Raw genomic sequence first — 12,013 nt, 5'->3', positions numbered from 1 at the left:
ATGGTGAAAAATATACCCTTCAGTACAGGTATAGATCTTGGGGTTAAATTAATTGCCGAGTTACGTGAACAGCAGCAAGAATTGATAGATTCCCAAAAATAGTTTTTTAATGCAAGGACAACACCTGTTGTCCTTGCATCTTAAGTTTAGGATTCGTTTTAATCCGAGTTTATTGTACCCAATAGCGTGCTTGCCAACCTTTTCCACTGACAATGTCATCGCTGGTAAAATGGATTAATAAATTGCCACTCTGGCTGGTAATCGTTGTTGGGAGGGAGGATCCATGGTACCGGCCAAGCATGGGGGCTGCAGTTGTAGTACCATCATAAATAGTGACAAAGTCATGATTTCTTTCAGTATTAAATGACTGAAATTGCAGCTTTAACTGGCCTGCTACATTTGGTTGGAGAATAAATTTACAATCACTGTTTACGGGATAATTCCACTGCTGACTGCCATCACTGATCTCTCCTTGGTTAGCGGTAAGGTACTGCGTACTTTCGCAAAAAGGAATATGGTTTAAAGATGGACGAGGTGCGGCTCTTACAAAAGCCATACGTTGATTAAAATTATAATTTCCTCGCGGTGCTGGCGAGGTTAACTGAAAGTAACCATTCATGTTTCCACCCCAACCCCAGTTCATATGAAAGTAGTCATGACCATCATAACCATCGACAATCCATGCATGACCGGCGTTACCACTGAGTCCCGTTAAAATGACGACACGTTTTGCCTGTAACTCATGGATAATAAGGTCGCGCCAGGCGGGAAGGTTGTCAAACTGGCTGACGTACTCAAAGCCATTTGTAATATAGTTAAAGTGTTTTTCTAGTGCATTTGGGATAAAACGCATGGGGGCTAAAGATAAGCTTGAACCATAAAGTGTTTTTACCGCCGTACCACTGTGGAACATCAGTGTGGCAACATCATTATTCGCGGCTAACAGCTGGTCTGGCATATTATCCCACTGATAATAGGTTGTACGGTAATCGGTTGAGATAGTGCCTTGATCAGAGTAGGTGTAGCTATTATGACTGTAACCGTGTTCAGGGTATTGATGGTATTTTAGAAACTGAGCAACTGCAGTCGCTACACAGCCTGTCAGCGACTCGTTGGGTATTAAATCATTATAGAAACCATTTTGTGACCACTTTGTTGTTGTTAAGGGGGCAACGGATGTATTTGTTGTAGATCGCTTGCTCCTTGCATTACGTGAGGTCGCAGGCTTGGTATTAGGTGCTGTATAGTCAGTCAGCCAGTTCATGAGTGGTGAGTGATTCTGTAAAAATGTCATCTCACCGTGAGTATTATTATAAGCCAAAATTGGATTGCGTTGTTGTTGTGCTGCGACAATCACAAAGCCTTGGTGATTTATTTGAAAAATATAAGCTTTTGCTTTGTTATTGTTATCGTATTTAATTTGAGCATGAGTTACATCAACAGTATTTGTAGCATACTTGTTTTTAAAAAACTGGGTAGCAAGGGTTTGGGCGGAAGACTGGCTAATGTCTGCAGAAAAAGCGGTTGATGTAAAAGATAATAAAATACAGGCTGTAAACTTAGAAACTTCATGAGTGGTCATTGCCTTTTTAGCAATGTTATTGGATATACATTTAAACATAACACCTTTCCTTGGAAGATACACTTTTAGTGAAGGGTATCTTTAATCAGTTGTTTAGGGCCTGTTAACACTATTTGAATCACCACTGCCGTAGACTATTTTTTCGCCTAGCAAGGCACAAGGAATGCTGTGTAGTCATTCTACATAAATGACTTGTAACACTGCTAGGTGGAAAAATAATCACGGCCCGAAGGGTTATGACGGTAAAAGCACTACTTGTTGTTGCTCATTGTTCATTTAGAACAACTAAACTTCACTCTTCGCGCCTAGATTAGTGCTTTTACCGTCATAACAGTGATATTCAAGTAGTGTTAACAGGCCCTAGTTAAATAAGTTTTTTGGTTAAATAATGAGTACTTTAAAAAATCACAATTTTAAGAGATGCCCTAAAAATAAGTACGGATGTGCTCTTTTATAGTAAAGTATAAGCGACATGAATATATCAAACTACACGAATAAATTCAGCAAAAAGGATACACTTGGTTTTTACTGAATTTATTCAATAGCGAACTGCTTTATGCGATCTTCCCGTTATGTTTAACTAAGCTTTCATACTATCTCATATAAATTTTGCTCGATGTGAATTTTGTGAGACAAAGGTGCTAAGAGTAAACGTTTATACGACTTTAATCTTTACTCATCGTCAAATAATTCTAAGCGCCAATAGTTTAAAGTACCGGTATAGCGTGAGAATACATCTTTCACATTGAGCTGCCAGATACCACCTTGTTGCAAGTTATCTAGTTTTATTTCGTAGCGTGCGTTGAGATCTCGTTGGCCTTCTTGAGACATATAAGGTTTCAGTAAAAAGCGGTGTCCGTTAGGTGGCGTTACGCTGATTGCAATATCACCAATATCTGGATGAGTAATATCTACGGTTATTCTAGCGCGAATCACGGTATTACCTAAGCCTACTTTTATATCACTATTAACCCCCTCAAAATCTCGGTCAGGTATCGCAACAGATGTATTGTTGCGGTAGTCTATAACGCGCATTTCATAACTACCTTGAAGAGAGACCTGCTGGAAAGCTGTTTGTCCATAAAGCATTAGGTAGTAAGTACCAGTCTTAGGTTGATCAATTTGACAAAGTTCTTCATTGGTATTTTTAAGCGGACGGCAATCCCAAATAAAACGAGTTGGTTTGTCTTTGTGGCGCATATAAAGATCGACGTTGCCAGCCCCGCCCCAAATTTTAAATGTCAAATTATGCATGCCAAAAGGAACAGGCATTTGAAAAAATAAGGCTTGTTTTTTATCTGCTGATAGTCCTGGTAGCGTTTTTTTATGTTCTATTTTAATGACCGAGTCATTGGGGGATTGGCAGCTAGCATTAACCCCCACTTGTGCAAATGCTGACTCAACATCATCAGCATTGAGTTGCAAGTCTTTTGCGGCTTGAACAACACCACAACCACCTTCATTGAATTTTGTTTCAGGGCGCCAATAAAGCTGGTTTGCCAGCATAAAGGGGGTGAAGGCTTGGCGAACATCCCAGCCTGGGGTGGTGGCAAGTAAGTAAAATGCCTTATTAAAAACACCGGATGTATAGTGTACATCCAAACCCCAAGTATAATCATCAGCATGGTCGATAGAACGGCCATCACGAGTAGGGTCTGCAAAATAACGTAAAGCACCTGAGGTCTTCGTTATAGTACTACCTACCATCCAGTCATTTTTTTTATTGAAGTAATACTCAGCGACTTCCCCTGCAATGTCTGAGTATGACTCGTTAATGCCACCTGGCTGTTTGCGATAAATTAAATTTGAGTGTTGCTCGGTAAAACCATGTGCAACTTCATGGGAAACAACATCAAGGCTAACTAAAGGGTAAAAGGATTTATAACCATCTCCAAATGTTACATTACGTCCATCCCAGAAAGCATTTTCATAATGCTGACGGTAGTGAACCTGAATAGTTAAACGCATGGCTAAAGGAACAATTTTAAACCACTCTTCATACATGTTGAGAATGGTTGTGCCAAAAAAATGAGCATCGTTTAGTGGAGAAAAAGCACCATTAATGGCTTTATAGGTGTTATTAGCGCAGGGGAATTGATGCACCTTGCCACGTGCAGTATGGTGGTTGAGGTCAACGGTATCAATATAGGGACCTGTCATACGACAGTCGTCGCTTACAGTTAAGAAACCATAGTCTGACCCGTAGTGATAAATACCTGTTTTTTCATTACCTCCCGGTCCTGTTGCTTGGCGGGTAGTTAATCCTTGCCAATGGTCCAGAATGTCTTTACTGTGCGCACTAATAATGTAGAACGGTCGTTTTGGTTTGATGGTATGAGCCACAGGGGTATGAGCCATAAATGATACAATATAAACAAGTTGAGCTTGACCTTGTTTATCAAGATAAATGTAAAGCGTTGCTTTTTTATTAGTGATAAGTGTTGGGTTTCTTTCATTTGTTGCAGTATGTGAAGAGCTTTGATGAAGGAAGATATTTTCTGCCGCTAAAGCAATGTTGAGTGCTTGTGGGGATGAAAGTGAGGGTTGTATTGATTCTATATCTGATTGAATATCTCTCAGCAAAAAACCTGAAAAATTCAGTAACTGATTACGATGGTTATAACTGGCAACAAGGTTTGAATTCCATACAGGAATGCCTTGATAGTATTGTTGATAGCGATGTTTTATAAGTTGTTCACTCACTTCAACTTTGGTGATCAGTTGTAAACTTTCTGATGACGTTAAATGAGTTAATGTCACAAGCGATTGAGAATCTGATGGATGGGTTATTGAAATAGATTCCATTGTGGCGCAGAATGCATTAAAACTGTACGGTAGTGCATAAATTAAGAGTATACTTAAGATTATTCGTTTAATTGTGCTGAAAGCACAGAAATGGAAGTGTGCATCATTAAGTAACATGTCGTATGTCTCCATGACAGATAGCGTCCTAGTGCTAATGACTGTAGACTTGTATTGGTAAGTTGCCAAATAACAAGCGTGGCTTATGATTCGCAGTCTCGTTAATGAGCAGCAAAAAATGGATTGTTTTTAGTGTTGACCATGTATTGAGCTTAGGTATTAATTTGGATTACTTAAATAGAGCGATAAAGTAAATAATGAATAAAACGATTGGGAACAAAGTTGTTTCACATTGTCCAGTCTGTACTGCAGAAAGTTTGCAGGTTTATCATCAGGATAAATATCGAATTTATTTACAGTGTGTTACTTGTAGTTTTATTTTTGTGCCATCGGATTATCATTTAACGGCAGATGAAGAAAAACAGATTTATGACCAGCACAAAAATGCTATTTATGATCAAGGTTATCGACGTTTTTTATCGCGCGTAGTGGAACCATTAGTGCCTAAGTTAGCGGCTAATGGGCAAGGCCTTGACTTTGGTTGTGGACCAGGACCTGCGTTGGCAGCCATGCTAGAGGAGAGAGGCTTTGGTGTGAATAAATATGATTTATTTTACTACCCAGATAAATCAGTACTTAATCAAACTTATGATTTTATTACGGCTACAGAAGTCATTGAACATTTAGCTGATCCATTACACTACATTAAATTATGGTTGGTGATGTTAAAGCCTGGAGGTTGGTTAGGGTTAATGACCAAATTAGTGACTAATCAACAGGCTTTTACCCATTGGCATTATATTCGGGATTTAACACATATCTCGTTTTTTAGCCCCCCAGTGTTTGAATATCTGAGCACTTGTTTGCCCATTTCATTTGAAATTATCGGGAGCGATGTGATTCTTGTTCAAAAAAAACGCACTATGGACATAAAGCCAAAATAGCCTGAAAAGCACCTATAGCTAAAGTCTATATAATAACCTTCGAATACGCCGTGAATCCTTCCTTAGAGGCTTGCTTGCCGCTTCCTTGCGGCACTATGCTTGATGGAGATTATTCATTCTTTGTGTCGTCTATTATAAAAACGGCAAGTACTTTGGGACCATGAGCGCCATAGGCTAATGTTTGTTGAATGTCAGCGGTTTTAGATGGGCCTGATATAAATACGATATTTGATGGCATCACTGAGGGCCAACATGTGTGGTTAAGCAGGGCATCAAAACTCTGAACAATTTGTTGGGTATAAAGTACGACAATATGAATAGGGGGAACCAGTGATAGGGTGCGTGGTTCAATGGGGGAGGGTAGAAGAACAAGTGTTCCCGTATCAGCAATCGCAGCTAGGCAGTTAGTGATGGCTGCATTGCCTTCATCAAATAAATGATTTTTCCACTGTTCTATTGGTTGTGCATAAGGCTTAATTGTGCGTGGAAATGGTGCAGTTAAGGGGGAGGTTGTGGTTAAAATGTGGTTAATATTTTCAGGAATGGGATCTCCCGTGAGTAAGCAATTAACTTTTTGTTGGTTAAGAAACGTTAAAAGCTGTTGTTGGCAGTCGTAAGCTCCCCCTAAAACAACATGAGCATGTGCTTTCTCTAATTGTTCTATCAATAATTTAACCTTATGCCCTGGGTTGGTGATTACCGAGGAATTTGATTTATCAATTGTTTTGTTATTTTTATCTTTATTATCTGTAATCGAATAAAGAGGTTGTTTGATTTTAGCCTGATGTAAACGATTAAGTATTTTGGTGCGTGCATCCATGACTTTATTTTCTAATGACATATTTTTTAATTAGCAAGTTATTTATTTTTTAGGCGCTGGTGTAATGTGCTTGAAGCGGGTCTTGGTGGTGTTCGATAGAGGGTCCAGCCACCTAACTGTCGAGGTAATAAAATACGCCACTTGGTAACTAAGTAGGTCATAAAATAATAGAGCTTAGGGTGACAGTTAATCCAACTCCACGTTTTCCAGATAAGGTGTTGTCCACGTGAATACTTTAGGCCTGTAATAGGCGTTGGTTGTTGGGGAATAGTCGTATGATTACAATGGTTCGTTTGATACTGTTGTGTGGCTTCTTGTCGCCATCGAAGTAGTAATTGTGGGATGGGAATGTTAACAGGGCAAACTTCACCACAAGCGCCGCATAAACTGGAAGCAAAAGGTAAATCAGCTGCATTATCTTGTGTTTCAAGCTGAGGTGCTAATATTTTACCGATAGGGCCAGGGTAAGTTGTGCCATAACTATGTCCTCCTACGCGGCTATAAACGGGACAATGGTTCATACAGGCACCGCAACGAATACAGCGAAGAGTATCGCGTAATGAGGCATCTTGCCAAAGTTTGCTGCGACCGTTATCTAACAAAATAACATGTACTTTTTCTGGGCCATCTTTTTCTCCCTTTCGTCGTGGTCCTGAGATCATGTTGATATAAGTTGTAATAGATTGTCCTGTAGCAGAGCGGGTGAGTAAACTTAATAGGGGGGGTAAATCTGTCAAAGAAGCAATGACTTTTTCGATACCCATCAGTGCAATATGGGTTTGGGGTAAAGTGGTACTCATTCTGCCATTACCTTCATTTTCAACCAGCACCAGAGTGCCTGTTTCGGCCACAGCAAAATTAACACCGCTAATACCTACAGTTGCATTTTCAAAGCATTGTCTTAGATACTGACGAGCCTGCTGAATTAGGATATCTACATCATCTTGGTAGATACCAGAAATGTGTTCTTTAAATAGCTGTGCAATTTCTGCCTTGTTTTTGTGAATGGCCGGCATGATGATATGAGAAGGTGTTTCTTTGGCCAGCTGTACAATAAATTCACCCATATCGGTTTCTAAGCAGGGTATGCCTTGTTGTGCAAGGTATTGGTTAAGATGTATTTCTTCGCTCACCATCGTTTTGCCTTTTACCACAGGTGCTGGTGAGAGGTCAGGGTTTGAACTGGTGGTTTCTTTAATGAGTCGAGTGATAAGTATATTAGCCTCATCTGGCGTTTCAGCCCAGTGGACTTGAATACCATTGTTAATTAACTTGGCTTCTAGTTGTAGTAATAACTGTGGTAAATCGTTCAGCGCAGCGGTCTTAATTGATGTACCTTTTTGTCGTAAGGTTTGCCATTCTAATGGGTCATTGAATTGTTGCTGACGACGCTTTATTAAATAGTCCATCGCATTACGGTAGCTGTGTTGTAACTCCTCATTTTGGAGCACAGAGGATGCTTTCATTTCGAATGGTGATGATGGCATATACAAACGTCCTTTGTTGCAATAATCATTGAGCGCTGTGTTAGGGTTTCCTTGGCTGACATCGTTGCCGTAAAAAGCTGGCTAAATGTTCTCCCTGTAGTGGTGTTTTTTGGCGCTTTGCCAAGCAGCCATTAATGTTAAGTAAGCAAGCACAATCAGTACTGATAAGATGCTGAATATTGGTTGCCTCTAGTGCTTTACACTTATCATTAACCATTGCACCTGAAATTTCAGTAAATTTGACTGAGAATGTTCCACCAAAACCACAGCATTCTTCTTCATGAGCTGGTGATACCACTGAAACATTATGCAGTTGAGATAATAGCTGCTGACTACACTGGAGGGTATCCATCTCCCGTCGTGCACTACAAGCTGTGTGTAATGCAGCGTGTACTGGTTGACCATAGTCAGTGAGGGTAATTTTTAAGTGGTGATATAAAAATTCGCTAAACTCGACGATACGTTGGCTAAACCGGTGAGCTTGTATAGATTGAGGGTGATTATCAGGGAAAAGGTGTGTGTAATGATGTTTCATCATGCCTGCACATGATCCTGATAGTACAACAATTGGCCAGTTTTCTGGGAATGCTGCAATTTGTGTAAGGGCCACCTGTTGGGCTTGTTGAGGATAACCACTGGTATAGGCAGGTTGCCCACAACAGGTTTGTTCAGGGGGAAAATGAGCTTTGATATTGTATTGTTCTAGAAGTGTAATGGCATCAATACCGGCCTCAGGAAAAAATAAGTCAATGGTGCAGGTACCATAGAGATAGACATGTTCTGTCGTGGTCACTTAAAAACTCCTTTTCAAAATTTACCACGATTTATACTTTGTGCTGAAAGCGTAGGGTATATCTTTCGGCACGAGTTATATAATAACGCATATAATGGCTGATGTAGATAAACAGATTAATCACTCGAGATTTTTTTTAAGGTGTGCAATACGATTGAGTAATCGATCAATTTCTTTTTTGCTGTGTTGAAAATGGGAAGATAAGTGAATCTTATAGTAGTTTAAATTCTCCAACTGTTGCTCTATGGTTTTAAAACTGTTTTCAACACTTTCTGTTGCCGATATTACGTTTTTTTCATTTGATGTTAGGTCAGAATCAATATTATTGATTAAAGCTTTATTAAAAGGAATATCCAGAGATTGTAGTTGGGTTGTAAGAGGGAAATCATTCTGCGTTGTTGACTTAGACTTTTTCTCGGAAGTTAATTGATATAAGTTGTTAACGGCATCAACTAAGCAGTCAAGCTCATCATAAGCTTTTGTTGGGTTTCGGGATAACGTTAAGGGTTCAATCAGTGTGGCATTTTCTTGTTCGTTAATGTAACGGGCAATCGTTATGATATGTTTGGTGACCAGCTGCCAAAAAACAATTAGCAGCACAAAAGCGACAATGGCAGTTTTGGTACAGTTGGATAAAAAAATAACAATAAGCTTCTCCCATAAGCGCCGGTAGGTTTCACTTAAGTCTGCTACAACGGTGAGTTTGCCGAGTTCGACTTGCTCTGAATTCCATGGCGTAATGGTTAGAGGGAATGTTTGTTCTGTTAAAAAACGCGAGGATTCGGGTCGTTGACCAATCACTTGTGTTGTATCGCCTGACTGCTGTACTAGCTTGACCAAGACGACTTCAGGTATTTGTAGTAAAGACTGTAGTTGAGTATCAATCTGTTTTTCATCAAATGACCATAATGATCGGTTAAGGTTAGGTAAGCTTGACTTTTCAATTTGCAAAAATATTTTATTGACGCGCTGAATGTCTTCAAAGTAGTCATAACTTAATTGAATAGCTGTGGTACCAACAGCAATCATGGTGCTTACGCTGATGACGACGACCAGTAGTTTGCGTCCAATTGGGCTATAAAACTTAAATTTTCCCATAGAGGTGGTTTTAATGCTTGTTAGTGTCGAGCTTATTTTTTACTTTTTTTGTTGAGATAAATCTACATCCTACCTTTAATGGAATCCAATATGTAAATCGCTTTATAAGGTTTTGTTCATAAAAGCAAAGACTCAATAAAAAAAGCAGCAACATAAGCCTCATATGAAATACCAGAATAATTTCACTCCCCAAGCAATAGACTAGTCCAAGATGCTTCAACTGGCCTGTCAGTCTTTCGGAGGAAAGAGCTTTGTAGTTGTTAAAGACTCAAGTTATGATTGGGTATAAGTATTTTTCCGAGATTGACATTAATAATGGTTAATATGCGGCAGTTAAGGGTAATCAGATATGGGTAAGCACACTCAAAAAGATTTTTTTCCTCTTTCTATTGCTATTTTGACGGTATCTGATACGCGAGATGAGGCTACAGATACATCAGGGCAGTATTTGGTTGATGCAGTAAAACAGGCGGGCCATACATTGCACAGTCGATGTATTAGCAAGGATGATATTTATCAATTAAGGGCTATTGTTTCTGGCTGGATTGCTGACAGCTCTGTACAAGTTATCCTTGTGACAGGTGGTACTGGTTTTACAGAGAGAGATTCGACGCCTGAAGCTCTGTTACCCTTATTTGATAAAACAGTTGATGGCTTTGGTGAGCTATTTCGGCAAATATCCTTTCAAGAAATTGGTACATCTTCACTACAGTCTCGTGCACTGGCGGGTTTAGCAAATCATACCTTAGTGTGTTGTTTACCTGGTTCGACGGGTGCTTGCCGAACGGGCTGGGAAGGCATTTTGAAGCAGCAGCTTGATGCTCGTCATGGGCCTTGTAACTTTATTCCACATTTAAACATGATGGCAGCAAAGTGTGATACACGAAAGTAAAAAAACATTATTAGCTTAGGCTGAGCACTTTAATATAAAAGCGGGTGAGTTAGAGAAGGGGATAACGGCTGAAGGGAACCAGCCGTGAGTTTGCTATATTACTTCACATCATATGATGCCTTAACACTAATATTTTCATAGTTCGAATAACCATTAATCATGATGTAATAGTTGTTTGCGGGTGGTTTTTTGAGTGCGCAAACTTCTTGCTGTTGAATCATGTATGGTCGGCATGCCCAGCTTGTTAAGGTTGGTTTACTTCCTATTTTAACATATAAGTCAGCATCACCACTGCCATCGTCGAGTACAATGGAGAGATTTTTTGCATTCTGAGGTACTTTAACGACGAAGTATTTTTTTGCACCTTTTTTACCTGAAATACTCGTAACGGCCTTGCCATTTTGTAGAACATCGACATCAGGATCTGGGTTCGGGTTCGGGTTCGGGTTCGGGTTCGGGTTCGGGTTCGGGTTCGGGTTCGGGTTCGGGTTTGGATTAGTGTCAGGAACACCTGGATTACTTATTCTGGACCAGGCGCAGTAACGCTGTCCATGTCCTTCCAGCCAAAAGTAATTACAGTCGGAGTCGTAACTGTCCCGCCCGGTATGTACTTTATAACCGGAAAGCTTTGCCCCATTTAAGTGTATAAAGCTACCGTTGTGTTTTAAGCTAAAGTGTTGGTGTGGCCCAGTGGACATTCCACCATTACACAGCGCTTGTGGTTTATTATTTGCTTAATTTGCCAGTCGCTGATTGCGCTCAACAGTTTGGCCACTGTTAACAACGACATTGCCAAGGTGGTAGTAAGTGGTGGACCACCCTCCTTCATGAACGACCTCAACAAAGCACGATGAGTGCTTTTTGACCTTTCCACCTGCTGAAGCAGTAACCCATTTGTTCGAAGTATCAGAACCCCAGCTACCTCCATTATTTAAATCCAATGAGGATTGAGGGTAGCTACCACTACCGGTATTGGTATGACTACCGCCAATACGCCAGTATTCACCTTTTGGGTATGGAAGTTGTAAAAGGTTATCTGGTGGTAGTTGGGCAAAAGGATAACTGTTGTTATTGGGGTTGTTGGTAAAAAATTGTGCTGAATCGGGTGCTGTGTTGGCTTGTTCAATTGGGGGGAAAAGCCGCTGATACGTTTGATAGAACTGATCTGCAGTTGGGTGGGCGGGTGCGCTATCCATTACGTCATCAGTAATAATGATGGCATCATCTTGTTCTGTTGCATTATCCTCTTTGGGGGTAAATTTAAGGCTCTATATGGATTCCTAGGGGGTTATATCAATAGCTCTATTAGATCATTAAGTAAGCTTTTTCCTCGGCACTTTATATTGTACACAAACTCAAATAATGCTAAATAAAAAGGTAGTTTTTCTTGAGAAATACCTCGATGAGGTCTTAACCATGAGCGTAGTAATGACCAACAACCTTCAATGGTGTTAACATGTACTTCGTGAAAACCATCCCCATCTTCATCACGAGCATACTCCCCTTTCCCGTGACAAACGGTTTTATGTTGATAT

The 12,013-nt window shown here is 40.0% G+C and carries 10 protein-coding genes and 1 pseudogene; 2 read left to right on the top strand and 9 right to left on the bottom strand.

Going from position 1 to position 12,013, the window contains the following annotated elements; translation table 11 throughout:
* Positions 1–169 precede the first annotated feature (169 nt).
* Both F607_RS0109480 and F607_RS28960 read right to left on the bottom strand, forming a co-directional pair.
* On the bottom strand, positions 170–1,621 hold the full coding sequence (locus F607_RS0109480; RefSeq protein WP_027707906.1) for a C10 family peptidase: 1,452 nt from the start codon (positions 1,619–1,621) through the stop codon (positions 170–172).
* A 633-nt stretch (positions 1,622–2,254) separates the two neighbouring features.
* On the bottom strand, positions 2,255–4,387 hold the full coding sequence (locus tag F607_RS28960; protein ID WP_169719780.1) for a M4 family metallopeptidase: 2,133 nt from the start codon (positions 4,385–4,387) through the stop codon (positions 2,255–2,257).
* A 314-nt stretch (positions 4,388–4,701) separates the two neighbouring features.
* On the opposite strand from F607_RS28960, the gene F607_RS0109470 reads away from it, so the two are divergent.
* Positions 4,702–5,388 carry a class I SAM-dependent methyltransferase gene (locus F607_RS0109470; RefSeq protein WP_038290835.1) on the top strand — a complete coding sequence of 229 codons (687 nt, stop codon included), beginning with the start codon at positions 4,702–4,704 and terminating at the stop codon, positions 5,386–5,388.
* A gap of 109 nt (positions 5,389–5,497) precedes the next feature.
* On the opposite strand, the gene F607_RS32710 is transcribed toward F607_RS0109470, so the two are convergent.
* The 4 genes from F607_RS32710 to F607_RS0109450 form a co-directional block, all read right to left on the bottom strand.
* The gene (locus tag F607_RS32710; protein WP_051311220.1) at positions 5,498–6,229 is read right to left on the bottom strand and encodes a LutC/YkgG family protein; all 732 of its coding nucleotides are present in this window, start codon (positions 6,227–6,229) and stop codon (positions 5,498–5,500) included.
* 17 nt (positions 6,230–6,246) lie between these two features.
* Entirely contained in the window at positions 6,247–7,695 is a 1,449-nt protein-coding gene (locus tag F607_RS0109460) for a LutB/LldF family L-lactate oxidation iron-sulfur protein (protein ID WP_038290833.1), read from the bottom strand.
* A gap of 40 nt (positions 7,696–7,735) precedes the next feature.
* The gene (locus tag F607_RS28950) at positions 7,736–8,488 is read right to left on the bottom strand and encodes a (Fe-S)-binding protein (RefSeq protein ID WP_051311218.1); all 753 of its coding nucleotides are present in this window, start codon (positions 8,486–8,488) and stop codon (positions 7,736–7,738) included.
* Between the two features lie 120 nt (positions 8,489–8,608).
* Positions 8,609–9,586 (bottom strand): hypothetical protein, encoded by a 978-nt coding sequence (locus F607_RS0109450; protein ID WP_027707903.1) that lies wholly within the window; start codon positions 9,584–9,586, stop codon positions 8,609–8,611.
* A 349-nt stretch (positions 9,587–9,935) separates the two neighbouring features.
* Between F607_RS0109450 and moaB the strand changes: the two genes are divergently transcribed.
* Positions 9,936–10,478 carry a molybdenum cofactor biosynthesis protein B gene (gene moaB, locus F607_RS0109445; RefSeq protein ID WP_027707902.1) on the top strand — a complete coding sequence of 181 codons (543 nt, stop codon included), beginning with the start codon at positions 9,936–9,938 and terminating at the stop codon, positions 10,476–10,478.
* 98 nt (positions 10,479–10,576) lie between these two features.
* Here the strand turns inward: moaB and F607_RS34590 are convergent, their stop codons facing one another.
* The 3 genes and pseudogenes from F607_RS34590 to F607_RS0109430 form a co-directional block, all read right to left on the bottom strand.
* Entirely contained in the window at positions 10,577–11,176 is a 600-nt protein-coding gene (locus F607_RS34590) for a PPC domain-containing protein (RefSeq protein ID WP_027707901.1), read from the bottom strand.
* A gap of 36 nt (positions 11,177–11,212) precedes the next feature.
* Positions 11,213–11,674 carry a M23 family metallopeptidase gene (locus tag F607_RS32700; protein ID WP_027707900.1) on the bottom strand — a complete coding sequence of 154 codons (462 nt, stop codon included), beginning with the start codon at positions 11,672–11,674 and terminating at the stop codon, positions 11,213–11,215.
* A gap of 92 nt (positions 11,675–11,766) precedes the next feature.
* Positions 11,767–12,013: pseudogene (locus tag F607_RS0109430) on the bottom strand (IS1595 family transposase); the annotation flags it as partial.

The organism is Zooshikella ganghwensis DSM 15267 (genome assembly GCF_000428585.1).
Taxonomy (GTDB): domain Bacteria; phylum Pseudomonadota; class Gammaproteobacteria; order Pseudomonadales; family Zooshikellaceae; genus Zooshikella; species Zooshikella ganghwensis.
This window is presented reverse-complemented; position numbering and strand designations above follow the sequence as displayed.